The sequence below is a fragment of the Chryseobacterium daecheongense genome, from assembly GCA_027920525.1.
Lineage (GTDB): Bacteria > Bacteroidota > Bacteroidia > Flavobacteriales > Weeksellaceae > Chryseobacterium > Chryseobacterium proteolyticum.
The window spans coordinates 4,210,864-4,235,887 of the sequence record CP115858.1; the positions used below are offsets into that span (position 1 = coordinate 4,210,864).

18 protein-coding genes are annotated in these 25,024 nt (G+C 36.7%); 12 read left to right on the top strand and 6 right to left on the bottom strand.

Annotation, left to right across the window (positions count from 1 at the left end; translation table 11 throughout):
• The first annotated feature begins 59 nt into the window (after positions 1 to 59).
• Positions 60 to 926: a lipoyl synthase gene (gene lipA / locus PFY10_18900; protein ID WBV56261.1), complete on the top strand. Its 867-nt coding sequence runs from the start codon at positions 60 to 62 to the stop codon at positions 924 to 926.
• Between the two features lie 94 nt (positions 927 to 1,020).
• Here lipA and PFY10_18905 read toward each other — a convergent pair whose 3' ends face one another.
• Entirely contained in the window at positions 1,021 to 1,875 is an 855-nt protein-coding gene (locus PFY10_18905) for an AraC family transcriptional regulator (GenBank protein ID WBV56262.1), read from the bottom strand.
• 179 nt (positions 1,876 to 2,054) lie between these two features.
• Between PFY10_18905 and PFY10_18910 the strand changes: the two genes are divergently transcribed.
• Positions 2,055 to 3,260, top strand: a complete 1,206-nt coding sequence (locus tag PFY10_18910) for an MFS transporter (GenBank protein WBV56263.1) — start codon at positions 2,055 to 2,057, stop codon at positions 3,258 to 3,260.
• Between the two features lie 33 nt (positions 3,261 to 3,293).
• Here the strand turns inward: PFY10_18910 and PFY10_18915 are convergent, their stop codons facing one another.
• Complete coding sequence (locus PFY10_18915; protein WBV56264.1) at positions 3,294 to 3,674, bottom strand: STAS/SEC14 domain-containing protein; 381 nt, start codon at positions 3,672 to 3,674, stop codon at positions 3,294 to 3,296.
• Between the two features lie 111 nt (positions 3,675 to 3,785).
• On the opposite strand from PFY10_18915, the gene PFY10_18920 reads away from it, so the two are divergent.
• Positions 3,786 to 4,991 carry an FAD-dependent oxidoreductase gene (locus PFY10_18920; GenBank protein ID WBV56265.1) on the top strand — a complete coding sequence of 402 codons (1,206 nt, stop codon included), beginning with the start codon at positions 3,786 to 3,788 and terminating at the stop codon, positions 4,989 to 4,991.
• Between the two features lie 72 nt (positions 4,992 to 5,063).
• Here the strand turns inward: PFY10_18920 and PFY10_18925 are convergent, their stop codons facing one another.
• The 3 genes from PFY10_18925 to PFY10_18935 all read right to left on the bottom strand — a co-directional run bounded on the left by PFY10_18925 (position 5,064) and on the right by PFY10_18935 (position 8,968).
• Positions 5,064 to 6,263 (bottom strand): VWA domain-containing protein, encoded by a 1,200-nt coding sequence (locus PFY10_18925; protein WBV56266.1) that lies wholly within the window; start codon positions 6,261 to 6,263, stop codon positions 5,064 to 5,066.
• Between the two features lie 129 nt (positions 6,264 to 6,392).
• Positions 6,393 to 7,067 carry an SIMPL domain-containing protein gene (locus PFY10_18930; protein ID WBV56267.1) on the bottom strand — a complete coding sequence of 225 codons (675 nt, stop codon included), beginning with the start codon at positions 7,065 to 7,067 and terminating at the stop codon, positions 6,393 to 6,395.
• Positions 7,068 to 7,213: 146 nt separating this feature from the next.
• The gene (locus tag PFY10_18935; GenBank protein WBV56268.1) at positions 7,214 to 8,968 is read right to left on the bottom strand and encodes an amidohydrolase family protein; all 1,755 of its coding nucleotides are present in this window, start codon (positions 8,966 to 8,968) and stop codon (positions 7,214 to 7,216) included.
• 157 nt (positions 8,969 to 9,125) lie between these two features.
• Between PFY10_18935 and PFY10_18940 the strand changes: the two genes are divergently transcribed.
• From PFY10_18940 to PFY10_18970, 7 genes are all read left to right on the top strand, one after another.
• Complete coding sequence (locus tag PFY10_18940) at positions 9,126 to 10,907, top strand: histidine kinase (protein WBV56269.1); 1,782 nt, start codon at positions 9,126 to 9,128, stop codon at positions 10,905 to 10,907.
• Between the two features lie 93 nt (positions 10,908 to 11,000).
• Positions 11,001 to 11,735 (top strand): LytTR family DNA-binding domain-containing protein, encoded by a 735-nt coding sequence (locus tag PFY10_18945; GenBank protein WBV56270.1) that lies wholly within the window; start codon positions 11,001 to 11,003, stop codon positions 11,733 to 11,735.
• A gap of 67 nt (positions 11,736 to 11,802) precedes the next feature.
• On the top strand, positions 11,803 to 12,342 hold the full coding sequence (locus tag PFY10_18950) for a lipocalin family protein (GenBank protein ID WBV56271.1): 540 nt from the start codon (positions 11,803 to 11,805) through the stop codon (positions 12,340 to 12,342).
• Positions 12,343 to 12,443: 101 nt separating this feature from the next.
• Positions 12,444 to 13,694, top strand: a complete 1,251-nt coding sequence (locus PFY10_18955; protein ID WBV56272.1) for a CinA family nicotinamide mononucleotide deamidase-related protein — start codon at positions 12,444 to 12,446, stop codon at positions 13,692 to 13,694.
• Between the two features lie 88 nt (positions 13,695 to 13,782).
• The gene (locus PFY10_18960) at positions 13,783 to 17,181 is read left to right on the top strand and encodes a glycosyltransferase (protein WBV56273.1); all 3,399 of its coding nucleotides are present in this window, start codon (positions 13,783 to 13,785) and stop codon (positions 17,179 to 17,181) included.
• Between the two features lie 75 nt (positions 17,182 to 17,256).
• The gene (locus PFY10_18965; GenBank protein WBV56274.1) at positions 17,257 to 19,314 is read left to right on the top strand and encodes a M13 family metallopeptidase; all 2,058 of its coding nucleotides are present in this window, start codon (positions 17,257 to 17,259) and stop codon (positions 19,312 to 19,314) included.
• A 271-nt stretch (positions 19,315 to 19,585) separates the two neighbouring features.
• Entirely contained in the window at positions 19,586 to 21,682 is a 2,097-nt protein-coding gene (locus tag PFY10_18970; GenBank protein ID WBV56275.1) for a M13 family metallopeptidase, read from the top strand.
• Between the two features lie 63 nt (positions 21,683 to 21,745).
• Here the strand turns inward: PFY10_18970 and PFY10_18975 are convergent, their stop codons facing one another.
• Positions 21,746 to 22,792 carry a hypothetical protein gene (locus PFY10_18975; protein ID WBV56276.1) on the bottom strand — a complete coding sequence of 349 codons (1,047 nt, stop codon included), beginning with the start codon at positions 22,790 to 22,792 and terminating at the stop codon, positions 21,746 to 21,748.
• A gap of 354 nt (positions 22,793 to 23,146) precedes the next feature.
• Here PFY10_18975 and PFY10_18980 point away from each other — a divergent pair, with 354 nt between their 5' ends.
• Together PFY10_18980 and PFY10_18985 are read left to right on the top strand one after the other, a co-directional pair.
• Complete coding sequence (locus tag PFY10_18980; GenBank protein ID WBV56277.1) at positions 23,147 to 23,593, top strand: type VI secretion system contractile sheath small subunit; 447 nt, start codon at positions 23,147 to 23,149, stop codon at positions 23,591 to 23,593.
• A 22-nt stretch (positions 23,594 to 23,615) separates the two neighbouring features.
• Positions 23,616 to 24,977: a DUF5458 family protein gene (locus PFY10_18985; protein ID WBV56278.1), complete on the top strand. Its 1,362-nt coding sequence runs from the start codon at positions 23,616 to 23,618 to the stop codon at positions 24,975 to 24,977.
• Positions 24,978 to 25,024: the final 47 nt, after the last annotated feature.

Below are 25,024 nucleotides of genomic sequence, written 5' to 3' on the forward strand. Positions count from 1 at the left end.
ATTTCTGCATTAGATGGTTTCCATTAAAAATTCCTTAACTTTGAAGTTCAATTTTAGAAATGGAAAATTTAGTTCAAGACACTACCGTTCAAAAACCAAAGTGGATTCGTGTAAAACTGCCTACCGGAAAGAATTACAGAGAACTGAGAACCTTGGTTGATAAATATAAATTAAATACAATTTGCCAGAGCGGGAGCTGCCCGAATATGGGGGAATGTTGGGGTGAGGGAACTGCGACTTTCATGATCCTGGGTAATATCTGTACGCGGAGCTGTGGATTTTGTGGTGTAAAAACCGGAAAACCCATGGATGTAAACTGGGATGAGCCCGAGAAGGTAGCACGTTCGATCAAATTAATGAAAATTAAGCACGCAGTACTTACTTCAGTGGACCGCGATGATCTGAAGGATATGGGATCCATTCTGTGGGGGGAAACTGTAAATGCGGTACGAAGAATTTCTCCGGGAACTACCATGGAAACATTGATTCCTGATTTCCAGGGAATAACAAAGCACCTTGATCGATTGGTGGATGTTGCTCCGGAAGTGATTTCTCATAACATGGAAACAGTAAAACGTTTAACAAGGGAAGTGAGAATTCAGGCTAAATATGAAAGAAGCCTTGAAGTATTAAGATACCTGAAAGAAGCAGGACAGAGAAGAACCAAAACGGGTGTTATGCTTGGTTTGGGAGAAACAAGAGATGAAGTTTTCCAGACGATTGAGGACATCAGAAATGCCAACGTGGATGTGATTACCTTGGGTCAGTATCTTCAGCCTACTAAAAAACATCTTCCTGTAAAAAAATTCATTACACCGGAAGAGTTTGATGAATTCGGTGATTTTGCAAGAAGCTTAGGTTTCAGACATGTTGAAAGTTCACCACTTGTAAGAAGTTCTTATCACGCAGAAAAACATATTCACTAAAAATATAAATCGCTCCAACACGGAGCGATTTTTTTTATTAGAAAAGGATGTTGATTTGTAAATAAGCAAACCTCAATTTAGCTATTAGCCACCATCAACCTTCAATTTTAGCCAAATGCTTTTTCCTGAACTCTGATGGTGTTTCACCTACATGCTGTTTGAATAGCTTATTAAAATACGACAGACTTTCAAAACCTACCTGAAAACAAACTTCCGTTACGGACGAATCTTTTAACAAAAATATCTTTGCCTGATTGATCCTGTAGTTGTTTACAAAATCAGTAAATGTCATATTGGTTTGCTTTTTAAAATACCGGCAGAAAGCTGCAGTACTCAGATTTACTGTTGCTGCAATGTGATTGACATTCGTTTTTTTATCATAGTTTTCATGAATGTAATCGTAAATTGTTCCCATTCTTATTTTATCGTTAAGAAACCATTTGATTCGGGTATCTTCGTTATTCAGTTCTTTTACTTCATTTGAGTTGGCAAGGATCTGTAGGATTTCAATTAATCCGATGAGGGAATCAAAATTTCCTGTAGTCATGAGGCTATGCATTTTTTCAACGACGATCCGCTTTGTGTCTCCGGAGAAAGATAGTCCAAGATAGGAACGTTCCAGAAGTTGTCTGATATCATCAAATTCGGGAACCGGATCAATAATATCCTGTAGAAAATTTTCTCTCATTTGGAGAACCATCTGTCTGCACTCCGTTTGGATTTTGTAATCGAAATTGAGATGTGGAACATTAGAGCCAATCAGTAAAAGGTCACTATTAGTAAAACCGGAAATATCTTTTCCTATATGGCGGATTCCATTTATGGCTTCAACATAAACCAATTCTATTTCAGGATGATAATGCCAGAAAAAGCAGTCTTTCAAGGAAGGAGAAAAAAGCTTGAATGACTTTCCTTTTTCGAAGTCAATAATTTCTTTCTGGATTTTCATTTGGTTCTATCTTGATTATTTTAAGATTTAAAATTAAATAAAAAGGTCAATATGGAGCAAATTTTTATCATTTGAGTGGAAGCAAAATTGAAAATTTCTATCGATTTTTGCACTTTCAAATAATAGGATTGCTTTTATTATCTCTAAAACAAAGAAGCAATTAAAAGAAACAAAATGATATGGGAATGATAGATAAGAGGATTATACCACTGGCCATTGGTGGTTTGGGGATTGGAACAACAGAATTCACCATTATGGGCTTACTGCCCGATATTGCTAAAACTTTACAGGTAAGTATTCCCGAAGCCGGGCATCTTATTTCTGCATATGCACTAGGAGTCGTTATTGGGGCTCCGATATTAATCGGTTACTCTGTGAAGTTTCCACCTAAAAAAGTATTGATTGTTTTAATGATGATTTTTACTTTGTTTAACGGTTTATCAGCGATAGCACCAGATTACACATCAATGCTCATTATCCGGTTTCTGTCTGGCCTGCCACATGGAGCATTTTTCGGAGTAGGGACCGTAGTGGCATCTCGGCTGGCAGGAAAAGGCAAGGAGGCATTCTATATTTCTTTAATGTTCACCGGGCTTACTATAGCGAACCTGGCAATGGTGCCCCTGGTCACTTATATAGGGCATACCTTCCACTGGAGATGGTATTTCGTGATTGTCGCGGTAATTGGATTATTTGCCTTATTGTTTTTAAAGTTCTGGCTTCCTACCATGGAAACAAAGCAGGATACACACTTTCTGGAGGAATTAAAATTTCTAAAACATAAACAATCCTGGCTGGTATTATTGATTACTGCAATAGGATTTGGCGGACTATTTACCTGGTTTAGTTATATTACACCACTAATGACCATCATTGCGGGCATTAAGGCAAGTCAGATGGCATATGTTATGATTTTGGCGGGAGCAGGAATGGTAGTGGGAAATCTGGCTGGAGGTTTTTTATCAGATAAGTTAGGGCCCGAAAAAACATGTTCTCTTTTATTACTTCTCATGATGTCGTCATTGGCAGGTGTATTTTTCTTTTCAGAAAACAGTATTATTGCTCTGGTACTTACTTTTGTATGTGGTGCGTTATCAATGTCTGTGGCTGCCCCGATTAATATTATGATGATGAAAGCCGCTCCAAGAAGCGAAATGATGGCTGCTGCCTTTATGCAGGCTGCTTTTAATATTGCCAATGCAATGGGAGCATTTTTAGGTGGAATTCCTTTAGAACATGGATTTTCGTTTAAATATCCTTCTTTGGTGGGTGTCGGAATGACGTTTATAGGACTGATGATCAGTATACGGTATATGTATTTATACAGATCTTCAAAACTTATAACAGAAGAAATAACAGTGGAATGTATTCCGGGAGATCAATAAAAAAAAAGAGGCATTTGCCTCTTTTTTACCCCTTTATGCTTCAACTTCATTACCGTTCTTACACCAGTAAAGGGCATTGTATACATTTTCTTTAGGAAAAGACTTGAATTCACCGGGCATCAGGACACTGAATATATCGGTGAAATTCTGAACACCTTTGCTATCCGTGACAATAGCTGTACGATTCCATTTAGCAAGGTTTTTTAGTCCCAAAAGTGCGTCTTGTAACCAGGCTCCCATGGTAAAATTCTCCAGATCCGTATCTAAATACAATAAATAATTAAGTTCATCAAACTGATCAACCTTTTGTTTTACATGGGGAATAACAAGGTTTTCAAAGTCCTCTCGGGTCACTTCTCCCGTTGCACTGAACGCCGCAACATTCTCCGGGGCATCTGGAATAATAGTAATCATAGTATATTTTTTATGGTTTGGTGGTATTTCACCAACAATAATTACACCAATAATCGTCTGAAAATCGTTAAAATACTCACAAATATTAGTATTTTAGTTTAAAATATTAATATGGATTTAAAATCGAATGAACCATTTTGGTTATTAAAGAATGGATTGACAGCCTCTTATCCTTCTTTAAAATCAGATGAAGAATGTGATGTATTGATTATCGGGGGTGGAATAACGGGAAGTCTGATTGCCCACCAGATGGTAAAAGATGGATACAGGACGATCCTTATTGATAAACGGGAGATTTGTAACGGAAGCACCTCAGCCACTACTTCTATGCTGCAATATGAAATTGATATTCCACTTTTTAAACTGATTGATCAGATCGGGGAAAAAGGAGCTGTTGAAAGCTACAAAGCCTGTTCAGATGCTATTGATATAATAGAACAGCTTACAAAAGAATTAAAATCAAAGGCCGGTTTTAAAAGAAAAAGATCTCTGTATTATGCGTCAAGAAAAAAAGATATACAGTGGTTGCAGCAGGAATTTGAAGCCAGAAAAAAATACGGATTCGAAGTGGAATGGCTTGATGCTGAAGAAATTCAAAAAGAATTCGGATTTCAAAATACATTTGGAGGAATTGTTTCTAAGCAGGGAGCAAGCGTAGATGCATTCAAATTGGCCCATGAATTATTGGAATTTAATCATAAGAAAGGACTTCTTGTATTTGATAAGACAGAGATGAAAGCGGCAAAGAGTTACAGAGGATATAATCTTGTAAGCACAATAAACGGACCTCAGATCAAAGCTAAAAAGATCATTTATTGTATAGGCTATGAGAGTAAAAGTCTGATCAAAGAAAATTTTGTGGATCTCAAAAGCACATATGCTCTAGTTTCCGAGATTGATGATGATAAATTTAAAAATATCTCCAGTACACTGGTCTGGAATACAGATGAACCTTATATGTATATGAGGACTACTGATGACGGAAGGTTACTGATCGGAGGAGGGGATGAGGATTTTTATGACGCGAAAAAGCGGGATGCATTGCTGGATAAAAAAGAAAAACAGATTCTGAAAACATTAAAAAAGATCAGGCCCGATTACCATTTTTATACAGATTTTGTATGGGCTGGAACCTTCGGGGAAACTAAAGACGGGTTACCTTATATAGGTGAACATGAGAAATTCAATAATTCCTATTTTGTGCTTGGTTTTGGTGGAAACGGGATTACTTTTTCAGTTACAGGAATGGAAATGACATCCCTTTTTATGAAAAATAAAAAACATCCCTTATCGAGATATTTTAAGTTTGAAAGATAAAACCAGATGGTTATGAAACATCATCCACCTGGTTTTATCATTACTATATTGGTGGCTTCCAAGCTGCCAATATTATATAGTATATCCGCTTTTTCTGGCCAATTCCAAGATTGAAGTTTCGATAGCTTTGCCCAGATCATCAGAGTCTGCATTTCCTCTTTTTTTCATTTCGTTATCGATATAGTCCTGTCTTTTTTTGGATAGCCCCTCAATTTCTTTTTGAATCTTTTCCCGTTCGGCAGATTTCTCCGTTACCAGCCTTTTTACTTCTTCTTTAGTTTTGCCTTTTAATTCAGCGGGGAGTTCACTTTCTTTAACAGTTGTTATAAAGTTGACATCCTTTTCCGCTTTGTCTACAAGGTCCCAATGATCATTCTTATATGCATTCTTTTTACTTTTGGCTACCGTTCTTTCCACCGCATTGGAAACAGACTGAACTGCTGCATTTTTATCCTGCATGATCTGTTTGCTCTTGTATTCGGAACCATGGCTTCCGTAATATACATAAGTGTCATTGAGTTTCGTGTTATACTCTGAAATTTTAGCATCATATGGTGTTTCCACATAGATTACCTTTCTGTCACTATCGATATTAAAGTACTTTCCATCACCTGTAACAGCTCCATTTTGCCAGAATGACTGGATACCTTCATTTCTGTCACCACAAAATATAGTATTGGTATAGATTTTTTTTGCCTTAGCAGATGAAATAACTTCCTTGTAGTTAATTCTTCCCTGATCAAACGGCTCATTACCGGCAATGTAGATAAGTTTCATACTCTTATCATTTTTATCCCAGTTCAGATTCATAGCCGCATCCCGGATCACGGCACCGCAGTATTCACTTCCACCATTGGTTCTTAATCCAAATAATTTTTCTGAAACCAGATCCAGATCCTGTGTTAGGGGAGTTACCTGGCGGATGAAATTTTCATCGCGAATTCCGTCATTGCCATATTCGTATAATGCAATTTCTATTTGTGGTGCTTTTCCTTCATACTTTAATGTAGTCAGCGTATTTACAATATTCCAGAGTCTGGATTTAGCCTGATCGATTAATCCATCCATGCTGTTCGAAGTATCCAGTAAAAGGGCAACCTGAATTTTGTTATCCCCTGATGATGGTTGTGCAGTATACAAAGAAGGTCTTTGTGTTGTAATGTGCTCAATTACCGAAGGATTGCTTTTTCCCATACAACGTGTCTCTGTAAGGCTATTAGAACTTAAAAAAGCAGCACCTATACTCAATGTTAAAATTTTTAAAGTTGTCATTATTTATATTTTTAATTGTTTATTTTCTATACTAATGAATTTGCAATGTTTTGGATTTTACCTTAAAGGAAAAATTGATGACCCTTTAGTTTGAACAAAGGCAACTGCGGATAGCTGCCTTTAGCATTTTTAAAGTATCTCGTATCTGGTTTTAATGCTGTATTTCAATTTGATATTTTCAATATTGTCAAATGAATAATCAACTCCTGCATCAGCTTCCATTTGTACATTACTGGATTTTCTCATGTAGGCAGACATTGGCATAATAGTGTCACTTGTATAATCCTCGATCTCTATAATTTCTAAAGGAGCTCCGGTTTTTTTACCCATGCTTTCCAGTAAATAATCCGCTTTTTCTTTAGCTGCCTTTAATGCATTTATTTTTACGGTTTTTCTGAAATCTGCAATTTTGGTATTTTTTACCTCTGCAATATTCAGGTTGCTTACCCACTTTTGATTTAACCCTTCGAATACCTTACTGAGGTTGGTCTTAGCATTTACCTTAAACTGAAAACTTTTGGTGAACTTGGTTGTTTTTGAGTAAAGATTCTGATACATTGATTTGAAGGTGATATCCTCATTCTTTACCCCATTACTTTTTAAAGTTTCGAATAATTTCTTTTCATTGTCTGCCAGTTCATTTTTGTTATCGGCCTTTATTCCGATGTTGAAGATGATTTCGTCCGGCTCTACTTCCATTTCAGCAACTCCCGTTACCTCAATTGCATTTTTCTTTACTTCCTGTGCGTTTATTAAACTTCCTGCTGTAAGGAATCCGATTAATAAAAAATGTCTCAATTTCATAATTTCTTGTTTTAAATTCTGAAGTAAAATTAGCCCGATTGTAAACCTGAAATGGAGAGACTTGGTGAAATGAAGTTTTCACTTGGTGAAATGACAAAAAAAAGACAGTTCGAGTGAACTGTCTTTTTATAGGCATTTAAATTCTTTTAAGGCAAGAAAAAGACCTTTGAAATCTTATTGTCTTTTATTTCATAGATGGCAGTTGCTTCTACTTTTCCGTTTTTCCTGATTCCTGAAACACTTTCTTTATCTACGACAAAATTCCCTTTGATCAGCCTATTGGTAATTTCACAATGAAGATCCGGCAATTTGTCAAACATAGCGCTGTAAGTTTTTCTCATGGCATCTTTTCCCTTGCTTATTAATTTATCAGGGAAAGTATAGAGTTCGACATCGTCGGCATAAGGTTCTAGAAATGCATCTATATTTCTGGCATTGTATCCGTTTACCTGTTGCTGGACAAGGATTTCCGGGGTAATTTTTAAAATTTTATCAGGCTGTATTGGCTGTCCGTTTTTGAAAATCATTTCTATCTGGGTAAGATGATCCAGATTTTCAGTGGGATCTGCGCGTAAAAGAACCATATCTGCTACTTTACCGGTGTTTATACTTCCCGAAATATTTTCTTTATTAAAGATCTTGGCTGGATTAATTGTTGCAGACTGAATGATCTGCCAGTTGTTCATTCCACTTTCTTTCATTGCTTTTAGCTCGGCAAGAAAGGAAGTAGCATGTTGGGTGGCAATGTTTCCCGCATCTGTACCCGCTGCAATGGTTACTCCTCCGTCCGAAAGTCTTTTTAGATTAATGATTCTTACAGAATCTTTCTTTCTGGCGTAAGCGTTCAGCTGAGGTAGGTTGAAACGCTTTTTCATCTTATTAATCGTTGTGGAGTCTGCAGAATCTGCTAAATGTTGAAGATCATAGATAGATCCTACTGTTTTTGGATTCGAATTCTCCAGTTCATAGGTATTGTATTTCTTTTTCTGGGCATAGGTTTTAAAGTAATTATCCATCACCGTGAGTGTCGGGCTGAGTACTACTTTTTTTGATTTAAGAAGTTTGATAAAGTCATCTGGTACAACTTCATCTTCCACATCATGCACTAAAAAGTCGGCTCCATTTTGTACGGCAATCTGTGCGGTAATTCTTTCCGTAGCATGTACTGCAACTTTAAGGTTGTTTTTGTGAGCTTCTTCAATAATAGTTTTAATAATAGGCTCATATTTTCTTGCCATGGCTTCTATTTCTTTCGGGTCTGCCATAACGATATACCATATTTTGATAAAGTCGGGTTTATAGGGAAGTTGCTCCTGAACCATTTTGCGTCCCTCTTCACTGGTTTTCACCAGTTTGAAAGGCTCATTTTTATCCAGGTTTTTAAAAGCTTCGGGCTCGTAGGTTGTAATAAGTGGCCCTGTCATATAAACAGAAGGCAGAGTAGGATTTTTTGCAAATGAATCTCTTAATTTCAGAAAGTTGAAAGTAGCCCCGGCATCGATGACGGAAGTAATTCCATTTTTAAGATAACGCAGTAAAAAATCTTCCATATTCTGATGTACCCAATCTATTTCTTTTTCATAAGGGATCTGCTTTCTGAGATCAAATGCATCCGGTCTCGTATATAAGCCTCCGCTCTGGAAGAAATGAACGTGGGCATCCGTCATTCCCGGCATCAGAAATTTACCTTTTCCATCTATAACCGTCGCATTTTTAGGGATTGTTACTTTATGCCCCGGTTTGATTTCAGAGATCATGTTTTTTGTAACCACTACGGTTTGATTGGGAATCATTTTTTTATTCATCACATCCACAACCGTTACATTCTGAATGTAGGTTTGTGCATGAATTGTCTGGGTAAGAAAACACAGAAGGGACAGTAAATACAAATAGGTTTTCATGAGTTTCTTTTAAGAGATTTGTAATTCACAAATATATGAAAACAGGTGTATTGATTATTATTTCTTTTAAACTTGGTGAAATATACGTTTCACTTGGTGAATGGTAAGAGACGATACCTAAAGTTTTACTTACTTTGCATAATAGATCTGGATACAAGTGAAATTACTTTTTAAAATTATATTACTCATTACCTTGGCAATTGGAAGTTCTTCTTTTGCCCAGGATTCTACGAAGGTTTCTAAAGTACTTAAGTCTGCCTCCAAAATTAGAAAAGCGGTTGATAATAATGATAATAAAACGGTCGCGGATACCTATGTCAGTATGGCAAATGATTATTACGGTCAGGGAAATTATGCAAAAAGTGAAGAATACCTGATAAAAGCAAGGAATCTATACCAAAACCTAAACGATAAAAAGAACCTCGAATTTGTAACCCGAAAGCTCGCGCAGTCCCAGGAAAAACAAAATAAAATAAGTCCGGCCATCCTTAACTACAGCAGAGCAGCTGATATCAGCTACTCAAAGGAAAACAAAAGCATCAATACCAACGATGTTACCAGGCTCTCGTCACCTTCTAAGGAAGAGAGGGCGGAAGCGATCCAAAGCAATATTGATATCAGCAGGAAAGACAATGAAAAAGCAGATCTGGCAGCCAGTTACAGTCAGTTAGCTGATGTAAACATCCAGCAAAACGATATACCTAAAGCTGAAGCGAATCTTAAAAGTGCTTACACAATTTCCAAAAAGCAGATGGAACCTCAGCAGGCTCTGGAAATTAATCAGAAGCTGACCAATTTTTATGTTGAGAATAAAGATTTTGATAAAGCCATTGAAGCCAAGAAGAAAGTTTTGAAAGAGGACTTTGTAAAAGATAATTCTCAGAAAAAGGTAGAACAGATCCAGGAGCTCGCTGATATTTATATAAAAAAAAATGACACAAAAAGTGCTATTGAAACATTGAAAAATGCCTACAATATTGCACTGGAAAAAGGACATACGCTGGAGGCCCAGAAAAGTGTAAAAAGATTGGACAGTTTGTACAGTGTTTCCGAAAATACAGGTGAATCGGTAAAGCTATACAGGGATTTTCTCGGACGATTACCGGATCTTGTTTCAAAGGACAGAAGTCTTGTTGATAATAAAATTCTTGAAGACACCGAACAAAGAATAGCACAATTAGAAAAAGAAAGGGAATTAAAAGATGAGCTGATCCGCAAAAAGAATGCATTTAATTATAGTCTTATAGGAGCCTTGGTTGTATTGGCAGGATTGGCAGGCTTCATTTTATGGACCTTAAAGAAAGTTCAGATCAAAAATAAAAAAATAGCTTTACAATCCCTTCGCCGGGAAATGAATCCACATTTCATTTTCAACAGTTTAAATAGTGTGAATCAATTCATCGCCACGAATAATGAGTTGGAGGCGAATCAATACCTGACAAAATTTTCGAAACTGATGCGCGGTGTTATGGAAAACTCAGCAGAGGATTTTATTCCTTTCCAACAGGAACTCGATCTGTTACAGAACTATCTGGCTCTGGAAAAAACACGGTTTGCAGATAAATTTGACTATGAAATTAAGGTGGATGAAAGCCTGAGTTTACAGAGTCTATTGATACCCGGCATGCTGATCCAACCTTTTTTGGAAAATGCGATATGGCATGGGCTACGGTATCGTCAGAACAAAGGATTTTTACAACTGAATTTTGAGAAGCAGGGTCAATATATGATAATAACCGTTGATGATAACGGAATAGGTATTGAAGAAAGTAAAAAATTGAAAACAGAACATCAAAAATCAAGGCAAGGAAGGGGGATGAAAAATACGATGGAAAGAATTACATTGTTAAATGACCTTTATAAACAGGACATCCACTGTACCATAACGGATAAAAAGAATGAACAAGGTGTAACTGTACAGATCCGCTATAAATTATAACTTTTTCAGGATTATCTTATCTAATAGACGTTTGTATTTCAACTAAATATTATATTTTTACATGTAAACCGGACATTATCCGGATCTGTATCAATGAAAATAAAAGCTGTTATCATAGATGATGAGTTTATTGCAAGAGAGGTTCTAAGGAATTATCTTACAAAATATTGTCCTCAGGTAGAAATCCTCGGTGAAGCCGAAAATATAAAAGATGCCGTTCCTCTGATCGCTGAGAAGCTTCCGCAGCTTGTTTTTCTGGATGTGGAAATGCCATTCGGGAATGCTTTTGATGTCTTGGAAGCTACTAAGGATTACACCTATGAAACGATCTTTATAACTGCTTTTTCTCAATATTCCTTACAGGCTCTTAATAAGTCGGCCAGCTATTATATTTTAAAACCTATAGATATCCAGGAGCTGATTCTTGCCGTCAATAAAGTAGCAGAAAGCCTTGAAAAAAAGGAAGAGCTGAACCGGAATAAAATACTGTTGGAAAATCTCAAAGTAAAACCTGATAATCAGCAACTTATCCTGCCGACATTACAGGGATTTGATGTTGTGAAAACTGAAGAAATAGTAAGACTGCAGGCAGATGGAAATTTTACCCTCGTTTATCTTACTGACGGAACCAAAAAGATGGTATGCAGATTTTTAAAACATTTTGATGATCTTCTTGAAGCTCCCTTTGTCAGAGTTCATCGTTCACATATCATCAATACAGGTTTTGTTAAATCATATCACAAAAGCGGGACTGTTACTTTATTGGATGATGCTGAGATTGAGGTTTCAGGGACATTCAAAGAAGCTTTTCTTAAAACCTTTTCTTAGCTTTATGTTAAGGGGAACCTAAAGGCATCATTTTTGGACTTTTTCATAACCACAAACTTATATTATTATGAAAAATTTTCAGAAAATAGTTATTCCTGTCTCGATAGGAGTTTTAGGATTTCTCATTTTTAATCAATGTTCTGTAAGGGTACCAAAAGGTGCTGTGCCTGTCACCCGTTTTGATTCCGGAAGATACCTGGGAAAATGGTATGAAATTGCCCGCTTCGATTATAAGTTTGAGAAAGACATGGACAATGTTACGGCAACCTATTCCCAAAATCCCGATGGAAGCATCCGGGTAGATAATAAAGGGTATAATTATGTGAAAAAAGAATGGAAAGAGTCCATAGGAGAGGCAAGGTTTGTAAAAGATAAAACGGAAGCCCGCTTAAAAGTTTCTTTTTTTAAACCTATTTGGGCAGGCTATAATGTGATTGATATCGATGAAAACTATCAGTATGCCTTAGTAGCAGGAAACAGCTTAAAATACCTGTGGATATTATCCAGAACGACTGAAATTCCGGAAAGCATAAGATTACGGTTTTTAGAAAAAGCAAAGAGAATAGGATATAATACGGATGAATTGATCTGGGTGAAGCATAATTAGCAAAAAGGCTGATTTGCCTAAAAAGATTTCTATAATAAACATTGCCGAGGCCACAGATTTTTCCGTCATTTGTATTAGATTTTTTTTCAAGAATGTACAATATGGAAAATGCTGTTCTCATTACTATCGGAGACGAGATCCTTTCAGGAAATACAATAGATACCAATTCTAATTTTATTGCTACTGAACTTAAGAATATAGGGATAAAAGTTTCACAGATTTTCACGATTTCTGATGAAATTGAAACTATTAAGGATACTTTACATGCTGCTTTTGAGATAGGAGACCTTGTTATTACAACAGGTGGGCTGGGTCCTACAAGGGATGACAAAACTAAAAAAGCGCTTGCTGATTTTTTTAATGATGAAATAGCTCTGGATGAACCGACTTTCGAACATTTAAAAAAATATATGGAAAAAAGAGGCCGTCTGGAAATTCTGGAAAGAAACAGAGAACAGGCTTTTGTTCCTACTAAATCTACAGTTTTCCAGAATCAGTATGGGACTGCTCCATGTATGATGATGAAGTATGGTGATAAACTGAGCTTTAGTCTTCCCGGAGTGCCTTATGAAGTAAAGCCCCTGATCAAAGACCAGATTATTCCTTACCTAAAAAATACTTTTAGCTTACAGTATATCACCACAAGAATTGTTTCCGTAGTAGGAATTCCTGAAAGTATTTTAGCGGATATCATTGAGGATTGGGAGCTTTCGTTACCTGAGAATCTGGCTTTATCCTATCTTCCGGTGGGAACCCGCGTGAAGCTTCGCCTTACAGCATCTGGACATGATGAAAATATTCTGAACAGACAACTTGAGGAAGAGATTCAAAAACTCTTTCCATTGGTAGGTGAAAATATTATCGCTACTACTGAGGACAAAATTGAGAAAATATTAGGGGAACTTTTGGGTGAAAAAAAACTTACGCTTTCCACAGCCGAAAGCTGTACGGGGGGAGAATTGGCAAAAATGATCACTTCGAATTCAGGAAGTTCCAAATATTTTATAGGTGGAATTGTTCCCTATGCAACAGAAAAAAAAGTTGAAATTTTAAAAGTTTCTCAAAGCACGGTAGACGAATTTACGGTTGTAAGTGAACAGGTAGCTGAAGAAATGGCAAAGGGATGTCAGCGCTTATTTGATACGGATATTTCCATTTCTACAACTGGAGTTGCCGGACCGGGAAAAGGAGAGGATGGAAAGGATGTAGGAACCGTTTTCTATACAATCAGGATTCATGATCAGGCTCAAAACTTCAAACTTTATATGCCACATCTGGAAAGACTTGACTTTATGAATTTCGTTTCACAGAAAATTATTCAGGATTTGGTGAGCTTACTTGTAAATAATTAGTTAAACTTTTCTTTTTTTTAATTTTTTTTTAATTTTAAATACAACAGTTTTTCACACTTTTTGAATCTTCAGCCGAAAATATCAAAACGTGGAAAATTCAAAACAGGTTTTTCAAACAACTAATAAAAAACGCTGGAGAAATGTGCAGTGGGGATCCCGCATTTTTATCTTTGTCGGGATATTGCTTTTCCTGGCGTTGGCACTCATGATGAAACTGGATAAAAGTCCCAAAATCCCTTTTCATGAAGATTACAAAACCGTTATCACAGCAGGAAAGCCTTACCTTCAGGAGAATAGAATCTCAAAAGAATATAAGGGATTCAGAAGCTTTATTTCTGAAAAGACCATTCGTACCAATGTTTCCAAAATTGAGGAAGCAAAAGCAGAAAGATTAAAAAACCAAAACAGGAACTGGGCTCAATTTCCAGGAGGGATCCGTTCTGCTTTCTATGTAGCCTGGGATCCTCAATCCCTCATGTCTCTGAAAAGGAATGTTAAGCACATCAATTTAGTCTTTCCGGAATGGTTTTTCCTTGATCCTAAAACAGGAGATCTTAAAACCAACATCGATCCCGAAGGATATAAGGTTATAAAAAGAACGGGAGTTGCAGCGATGCCGATTCTCAGTAATAACTCAGACAGAGAATTCCGTGCTGAGGGCTTGGCAAAAGTACTTAACGATCCGTTAAGAAGAACCAAACTGATCCGGAAGCTTGCGGAGGAATGCGTGAAGTTTCATTTCAAAGGAATCAATATTGACTTTGAGGACATGAATCTGGATTCTGATGAAAATCTTATCGCTTTTATGAAAGAGCTTTCAGATAATTTTAAACAGAATAAGCTGCTGGTGACCATGGATATTATGACGGATAATGACGATTATAATATTCAAAAATTAAATCCTTACGTAGACTATTTTGTGTTGATGGCATACGATGAATATTCAGCTTCGGGGGATGCAGGACCTATCTCTTCTCAAAAATGGATTGAAGCTCAAACCGGGAAAATTTTAAAGAAAACAACGGCAAACAAGATTATTCTAGGTCTTGGGGCTTATGGATATGACTGGAGCTCAAATCCGGATGATAATATTTCGGTTTCCTATATGCAGGCTATTACTAAGGCCAGTGCAAGTAAATCGGTTATCAATTTTGATGACAATACTTTTAATCTCAACTATTCATACACAGATTTTAAGAATAATACCCATACGGTATTTTTTAATGATGCGGCATCGATTTTTAATACTATGCGCTTTTCTTCAGAATATCCTTTGGCGGGAACTGCACTTTGGAGATTGGGAAGCGAGGACAGCAGAATCTGGAATTTTTATGATAAAGATCTCACTTTTGCCGGCCTGCCTAAGCTAGATCTTAAAAAACTGGAGAATGTAAAAGGCCAGACCATGGTAGATTATATCGGAGATGGTGAAGTATTGGATGTCCTGAATACACCCCATGATGGGAAAATAGCTCTGGAAACAGATCCTAAAGAAAAAATTATTACGGATGAGAACTATATCACGTATCCAAGTTCTTATGAAGTGAAAAAATATGGTTGGGCACCACAGAAAGAACTGGTACTGACATTTGATGATGGTCCGGATGAAACGTATACTCCTCAGGTCCTTGATATCTTATCAAAATATCACGTTCCGGCTGCATTCTTTTTAATCGGCCTGAATGCTGAGAAAAATCTTCCTCTGGTAAAAAGAATCTACAGAGAGGGACATGAAATAGGAAACCATACTTTCACTCATGAAAATGTGGCCAAAGTAAGTCCGGAGAGGGCTTTATTAGAGATGAAACTGACGAGGCTCTTATTTGAATGCATAACCGGTCATAGCACGATCCTGTTCAGAGCACCTTATAATGCAGATTCCGAGCCTACAACCTCTGAAGAGATTATTCCCGTTGCCTTGGCCAGACAGCAGAATTATCTCGATATCGGTGAAAGTATAGATCCCGAAGACTGGCAACCTGGTATTAAAGCAGATGAGATCGTAAAACGTGTAATGCAGGGTATCAAGCAGGAGAGAGGAAATATTATTCTACTGCATGATGCTGGAGGAGACACAAGAGAAGAGACGATCAAAGCTCTGAAAATTTTAATTCCTACTTTGCAGAAGCAAGGTTATCATTTTACGAATCTGGCAAGCATTTTACATAAAAGTAAAAATGAGCTGATGCCTGCGGTTCCAAAAACCAAATCGTACTATATTATGCAGCTGAATCTTGTATTAGCGACTGTGATTTATGGGATTAGTCATTTTTTGGTGGCCTTATTTACCATCTTCATTATTTTAGGAATTATCCGTTTGTTATTTATGGTGTACTGGGCAGTTAAAGAAAAAAGCAAAGAGAAAAAGCTTTCAAATTTTCCCGTATTGGATACCTATCCTAAAGTATCTATTATTGTTCCTGCCTATAATGAGGAAGTTAATATTGTATCTTCTTTGCATAATTTATTAAAACAGTCCTATCCTAATTTTGATGTTATTCTTGTAGATGACGGAAGTAAAGATCTCACTTATACAAAGGCCAGGGAAGAATTTGCTGAACATCCTAAACTCAAGATTTTCACGAAAGCTAACGGAGGAAAAGCAACCGCTTTAAATTTTGGGATTTCACAAACCGATGCTGAATACGTTGTTTGTATCGATGCCGATACCAAACTGCAGCAAGATGCCGTGAAGTTTTTGATTGCAAGGTTTTTGAATGCCTCTGCTGAAGAGAAGATTGCAGCAGTTGCGGGAAATGTAAAAGTTGGAAATCAGGTCAACTGGCTTACAAAGTGGCAGGCGATAGAATATACAACAAGCCAGAATTTTGACAGGTTAGCTTATGCGAATATTAATGCAATTACAGTAATCCCGGGAGCAATCGGAGCGTTTAGGAGATCCGTAATTGATGAGGTAGGTGGATATTCTTCGGATACACTGGCTGAAGATTGTGATATTACGGTAAAAATTCTTAGAGAAGGATATACTGTGGCTAATGAAAACAATGCTGTTGCCGTAACAGAAGCTCCGGAGACGGTAAAACAGTTTTTAAAACAACGTTTCCGATGGACCTATGGAATTATGCAGATGTTCTGGAAGCAAAAACAAACCTTCTTAAACCCTAAATATAAAGGACTGGGACTTTGGGCAATGCCAAATATTTTATTGTTTCAATATATTATTCCGTTCTTTTCACCTTTTGCAGATGTCATTATGTTTTTTGGGATCTTATTTGGAAACGGAGAAAAAATATTTATATACTATTTACTTTTTCTTTTGGTTGATGCTTCCCTTGCAATCATTGCGTTTTTGATGCAAAAAGAAAAGCTGATCAATCTCGTGTATGTGATTCCGCAAAGATTCGGATACAGATGGCTGATGTATATTGTATTGTTCAGAAGCCTGAGAAGGGCCCTGAAAGGAGAAATGCAGTCCTGGGGATTTCTGAAAAGGACAGGGAATGTAAAGGAGATAACAACTTCTTAATATTTGTTTAAATTTGTTTTTGTAAACGTAACATATGTTACAATATAAAGACATATTATATAAATTGTTATTATAATGAAAAAACTAACGCTTTCTTTGTTTTTACTAGCGGGAATTTGCTCACAGAATACAGTGAATGCTCAGGCTAAAACAACTAAAACAGTAATGAGTACAACGGATAAAGGTTTAGACCTTAGTTTAATGGACAAATCTGTACGTCCACAGGATGATTTTTACAACTACGTGAGTGGAACGTGGATGAAAACGGCCAAAATTCCAGCTGATAAACCAACATGGGGAAGCTTCAATAAACTGGCAGATGATACTGACAATAATTCAATGACGATTTTGAATTCTCTTTTGAAGGATAAATTTGCAGAGGGAAGTGAAGGTAAAAAAATCCAGGATCTGTATGCTACTTATATGAACATGCAGAAGAGAAATGCTGATGGTATCAAACCTATCCAGGCTAACCTTAGTAAAATCGATGCTATTAAGAACCTTGCCGATCTGCAGAATTACCTGATCTCTGTAACTAAAGAAGGAGAGAATGTGTTATACGGATGGGGCGTAGATGCTGACCTTAAGGATTCTAAAATGAATGCGATCTATCTTGGCGATGCATCTCTTGGTTTAGGAAGAGACTATTATCAGAAAGTAAATGAAAAAAATACGGAAGCGATTGCTGAATACCAAAAGTATGTGGCTTCTATGTTAAAAGAATTAGGGTACAAAAATGCTGATGAAGCTGCAAAAGGAATTGTTGATTACGAAAAAAGCATTGCTAAAACTTATCTGACAAACGAGCAGATCCGTGATTCCAATCTTCAGTATAATCCGAAGACGATGTCTGAACTTTCTGCTTTAGTAAAAAATGTTGATCTACCGGCTTACCTTAAAAAAGTTGGAGTAAATTCAGATAAAGTAATCATTGGAGAACTGGGTTATTATAAAAACTTCGACCAATTGGTAAATGCTAATAATCTTCCGGTTATCAAGGATTATCTGAAATTCCACCTGATCAACGGAAGCGCATCTTATCTGAGTGAAAACCTTGGGAACATGAGATTTGCTTTCTATGGAAAATACCTTAGAGGTCAGCAGGAACAGAGAGCTTTAAACAAAAGAGGATATGAGCTGATCAACAGTTCTCTGGGCGAAGCTTTCGGTAAATTATATGTTGAGAAATATTTCCCGGCTGAAGCTAAAGCTCAGATGGTTGAATTGATCGATTATTTAAAGAAAAGCTTTGTGGTTCACATCAACAATTTAACATGGATGTCTTCTACAACAAAAGAAAAAGCATTAAACAAGCTTAATAAATTCACTGTAAAAGTTGCTTATCCGGATAAATGGAAAGATTATTCCAAATTGGTTATCACTCCAGAATCAAAAGGAGGTACTTTATACCAAAACCTTCAGAATGTTTCAGAATGGCAGTATAATAAAGATTTAGCTAAAATTGGAAAACCGGTTGATAAAACTGAATGGGGAATGACTCCACAAACGGTAAATGCATATTATAATCCGGTAAATAACGAGATTGTATTCCCTGCAGCTATTCTTCAGCCGCCGTTTTTTAATCCTCAGGCTGATGCTGCTGTGAACTTCGGTGGAATCGGAGCTGTTATCGGTCATGAAATGAGCCACGGATTTGATGATTCAGGAGCTCAGTTTGATGCAGACGGAAACCTGGTAGACTGGTGGACGCCTGAAGATAAAACGAACTTTGAAAAAGCAACAAAAGCCCTTGCTGCCCAATATGATAAATATGAGCCGGTAAAAGGAACTTTCGTAAACGGAACCTTTACAAATGGTGAAAATATCGCAGATTTAGGAGGTGTAAATATCGCTTATGATGCATTACAAATGTATTTGAAAGATAAAGGAAATCCTGGAGTGATTAGCGGATACACACAGGATCAAAGATTCTTCTTAAGCTGGGCAACGGTGTGGAGAACATTATCAAGTGAAAAGTACATGATCAATCAGGTGAAAACAGACCCGCATTCTCCTGGTTATTTCAGAAGCTTCGGTCCGTTAACGAACGTTGACGCATTCTATAAAGCATTTGATGTAAAACAGGGAGACAAACTGTATAAAGCTCCTCAGGACAGAATCAAAATCTGGTAATAATAAATGAAGCCGCTCAGAAATGAGCGGCTTTTATTTACTTGCTGAGCAAATCATGTACAGTAGTTGGTAAATCTCAATCGGAAGAAATGGGTCTATACTTTTATTTCTATAATCGGTATTTTTTCTCTAATTTCAAATCCTGGAGCTTATACTCTCTTAACCTGATTGCCATATTCCTCAACTTTTAACAATTTCTCAATTCTACCATCTTACATAATGAAAATTCGTATATTTGGTAAGTTTGTGTAAAATCAAAAAACGATCTTTAATGAAAAAGCTAAATATTGGGATACTTGCCTTTTCGGGTATGGTATTTTTAAATTCTTGCGGAACAACAAAAACTGCAGAAAAAACTACTAAAACAGAAACTCCGGTGGCAACTACACAACCCGTAAAAGAAGAGGTGAAAGAAGAAGGGATTACCCTTTCTTACATGGATAAAAGTGTTCGTCCTCAGGATGATTTCTTTAATTACGTGAACGGAAATTGGGTGAAAAATACACAGATTCCGTCTGATAAAGCAAGCTGGGGTTCCTTCAATGCATTGAGGGAAAATGTGGATGATGCTTCCCTTGATATTTTGAATAAAATCTTATCTGAAAAATATTCTGATGGTTCGGAAGGGCAAAAAATACAGAATTTGTATGCATCTTTTATGGATGTAAACAAAAGAAATGCTGATGGATTAGCTCCTATTAAAGGTGATCTGGCTAAAATTGATGCCATTAAAAACCTTAATGATCTTCAGAAATATCTTTTGGATGCGACAAGATTAGGTGACAATTCGTTCTATGGATGGAGAGTAGGTGCAGATATGAAGAATTCTAAAATGAATGCTGTTTATCTTGGTGGACCGGATCTCGGATTAGGAAGAGATTATTATCAAAAAGTAAATGAAGCCAATACCAAAACTTTGAGTGAGTATACTACTTATGTAGGAAAGCTATTCGGAGTATTAGGATATAAAAACTCTACCCAGGCTGCAGAAAATGTGGTTGCCTTTGAAAAACAATTGGCAAACTACCTTTTAACCCTGGAGCAGAACAGGGATGCCAATTTAAGATATAATCCTAAAAATGTTTCTGAGCTATCAGGATTGGTTAAAAATGTAAACCTGGCTAAATATCTTGCAGATGCCGGAGTAAAAACAGATAAAGTTATTGTAGGTGAATTGAAATATTATCAGAATATGGATCAGTTCATCACACAGAAGAATCTTCCATTATTGAAAGACTATTTAAAATATCATGTCATTAACGGTAATGCAAGCAACCTCGATGATGGTCTGGAGCAAATCCGTTTTGATTTCTACTCCAAATATCTTCAGGGACAAAAAGAACAACGTCCGATGAACAAAAGAGGGCTAAGCCTGGTGAATGGTGTTCTTGGTGAAGCTTTTGGAAAATTATATGTTGAGAAATACTTTACTCCTGAAGCAAAAGAGCAGATGGAAACTTATATTGATTACATTCTGAAATCGTTCAAGACGCATATCAATGAAATGGATTGGATGTCTCCGGAAACAAAAGTTAAAGCGCAGGAAAAACTTTCTAAGTTCACCGTAAAAATTGCTTATCCGGATAAGTGGAAAGATTATTCTGCATTGAAAGTAGAAGCACCATCTAAGGGAGCAACGTTATATTCTAACTTACAGAATGTTGCCGCTTGGCAATACCAGAGAAGTCTGGAAAAAGTAGGCAAGCCTGTTGATAAAACTGAGTGGGGAATGACTCCACAAACGGTAAATGCGTATTATAGCGGTTCAAATAATGAGATTGTATTCCCTGCTGCTATTCTTCAGCCTCCTTTCTATAACCCTAAAGCGGATGCCGCCGTTAACTTTGGTGGAATAGGAGCTGTTATCGGCCACGAAATTTCTCATGGTTTTGATGATAGTGGTTCCCGATTCGATGGAGATGGAAATCTGAATAACTGGTGGACAGATGCCGACCGTAAAAACTTTGATGCAAAAGTAGGACAGCTTGCAGCTCAGTATAACGGATATGAGCCTGTAAAGGGAAGTTTTGTAAACGGTAAGTTTACAAGCGGTGAAAACATTGGCGATCTTGGTGGAGTGGCGGTAGCATATGATGCATTGCAGATGTACCTTAAAGATCATGGAAATCCGGGATTAATCAGTGGATTTACCCAAGATCAGAGATTCTTCATGAGCTGGGCAACAGTTTGGAGAACTAAGTCTACGGATCAGTATATGGTAAATCAGGTGAAGACCGATCCGCATTCTCCTGGATATTTCAGAGCCTTTGGCCCATTGGTGAATCAGGATGCATTTATCAAAGCATTTGATATAAAACCTGGAGATAAGCTGTACAAAGCACCTCAGGATCGTATAAAAATTTGGTAATTCAACCGAAAATTGTTAGAAAAGAAAAAATCCGTCTCTCACATTAGTGGGGACGGATTTTCTTTAATATGCATTTTTATAATTCCGGATCACAAACTTTATTCCGGTTTCTATAATGTCTCCCATGGTTTTACAATATTTGAAATTTACATCGTAAGTGAGTTTTTGCAAAGCTGTCTTTAGTTCTGTAACATTGGCTTCCGGTGCGAGATCTTCTTTTTTCATAATAGAAATGAGTTCATCAAATCTGTTTTTACTGCTGGTTACCCTTTTTACAATTTGTGAACGTACTTCTTTACGGTACTGTTCTATGGAACTGGGTTTCAGTTTTTCCAGTACCATATTGACCATTTGACTGTTTTCTTTAAAATATTGGGGGAGGTATACCTTCAGATTTCCTTCATAAGTTTGTTGGTCAAAGTCAATGGGGCGGATTCTGTAAATAACCTGGTCAAAATCATGTATTGGAATAATGACATAGTTATAAGAGCGCATGTCACCAAGGAGCCCAATAAGACAGCGTTCATTGAATTTTACAAACTCCTTGGAGATCTGAGCTTTTTCGGGCTCCGTACAATTGGGTAAGTGCTTCTTAATAAAAACATCACCTGGAATTCCTAAAATATGCTCTTCTATTAAAGTGTTTTTGTAAATCAGAAAGTTAATTCGATTAGGAGAAAGCAGATCCTCAAGCTCCAGTCCATAAATACGGGAAGCATCTGCCTGCTTAATATAAAAGTTAGTGTAATTGTCATTCAGAATATTTCTCACCCGGATTCGAAAAGGTTTAGAATTTCCGAAGGTGCAAAAGTCGATTGTATCCACTTTCAGGTAGGGTAAAGTAGCCTCATCTCCGTCAGAATGAAGAAGAGTATAGATCTTGTTTAGATTAGCTTCTATTTCTTTAAACTCATGTTCAGAATACAATACCCCAAGCCACAAAGTATCTTTACCATCATTATCCAGAATACTTACGCTGTCACTAAATCTCAGGAGGTCTTCATACAGAAAATGAATCTTGGTTATTCTGTTGTGTTTTTTCAGATATTGCTGTAATGCTTCTGAAACAGGAAATATTGGTTTTCTAAACGCTATCTTTACATCTTTCATAATTCTGTTTCTTTGTTTAAATATAAAGAATATTTTTTTCAGTATTTTTTTCAGATATAAGAAGAATTTTTATTTTGTCCCGGATTTAACATCTTTGCATAAGAGCAAAGTACACCAGGATTTTATTTTATCTCTTTATAGCTTATTTTTATTTATTTTTCATAGTTTAGTGAGGTGAAACTGACATATTTAAGTGTCACAGACCAAATAGGATTAAATAATGTAAGAAAAATCTTAACAAAATTTTGTATGTTGGAGTTTTTTTTTAAATTTAAACATTGGATTGGCGACTTATTCGATTCGTCGGGTAAAGCCGGTTCTAACCAAAATCAAAAATCTCAAAATAATAATAATATGGCAATGTTTAATTATGGTGTTGGCGGAAACGAGATAAAAGTAGACGCTAATGAAGCTATTCAGGAAATCCAAGAGAATAAGTCATTAATTGTAAGCCAGCTTACTACCGATGAATCTTATACCCCTGAAATTGTAACAGGATTAAAGACTGTGGATGACGTCTTCAAACATTTTCAACCTTCGATAAGTGTACAACATGAAACGGAAGATGGTAGTGTAATCAATGAAGAATTCCGTTTTCAAAATCTGGGAGACTTCACTCCTAAAAGCCTTACGCAAAAATCAGATTATTTACAGCAACTTAGTATGGAACAGGAACAATATAATAAAATTGTCCGCCAGCTAAAAACCAATAAGGTTCTACGCAGTATGCTGGAAAATGAGCAGACAAGAGCTGCATTTGTGGAAGTGTTGAAAGAAGTGGCACAAGAACTTGAAAAATAACCTAAAGACTTTACATTAAATCATGGATAGTAAATTACAGGCAGCTGAAAGCCAACAACAAGGCCAGCAGCAACATTCGGGACAACCGAAAGGTAATCCCCTTGCCGAACTCAATAAAATTGGCGGTTTCGGTTTTGTAGAATCTGTTGTTGACGGCATCGCCAACATGAATCCTACCAGAAAAGCAAGAAAAGAAATATTTCTCACCGATAATAATAAAGGAGATGAAAGAAAAGAATTACTACAGAAGATTAATCTTTGGGTAAGCCTTCTGGAAGGGAACGAATCTGCAGATAAAATGGCAGAAGTGTGTAAAAATAAAGCACAACAGGCAGAAAATAGTTTAAAAACAAATTTAAAGAACACTCTGGATACGGTTCGTCAGTTAGAAACCTCTTATCGTACAGTAGCCCAGTTCTATAAAAATACCGAACTTGATAAGGTTGATAATGTAAGTATTGTGAATGCAAGCTTAGATCAGCTATCGGATCTTGATAATCCGCTTTTCATCGATGCTATTGCTGAAGAATTCAAGAGTTATTATGATCGTCTGGATCTTAGAGACAATTATTCCCTTTTAGCCATTCCTGGTTATTTAGGATCAAATAAAGTAGTCGAAAAATGGGCAAAGATCTGTAATGAGAACAAAGTAATGTTGGTTACCGATTTTGCTAATCTTGACAAACCGGATGACGTAGTGGATTTATTTCATTCTGCGAACCTTACCGGTGGAGAACTTCACAGAAGTAATGTAATCATGACCTGCAACTGGCTTGTAGGACGTGGAAGAGCTGAGGAAGTGGGTGAAGAAGAAAATGTGGAACTTCCACCTTCTACTTCATTGGCCGGTAAAATCCATAAAACATTAATGTCTCAGGTAGCGGCCGGTAAGAAACATGGTAACATCAACGAAGTAGATGCCGTAAAATTCGAATTGAAGAAAAGTGAAATTTCTCAGTTGGAAAAAATGGGATTGGTCCCAATGGTTAATGAATATGGCAAGATCATGGCCTTCTCTGCAAAAACGTTGTTTACAGGAGATAATATCGGTCTTCAAACCTATTCCGTAGTTCGTGTATTCGATTATGTAACCAAAGTTTTGCTGGATTTCCTTAACAGAAGAGCATTTGAAAACTGGACCGCTAAAAATGAAGATGATCTGAGAAGACAGATTGTAACCTTCCTTGATGGTATCAAAGGTCCGGATAAACTGATTGAAAAATTCAAGATCGTTCGTTTCGAACAGGATAAAGTAAATAAAGACAGGGTATGGCTTGATATCCGTTTAACGCCTTATTTCCCAACAAAGAGTTTCGTTATTAAATTGGACGGACATAAAGGGGATGATGGTAACGAATGGGAGTCTCAATATACTCAGGACTAATATATCCTTACCAAATAATAAAAACCGATGCAATTTTACATCGGTTT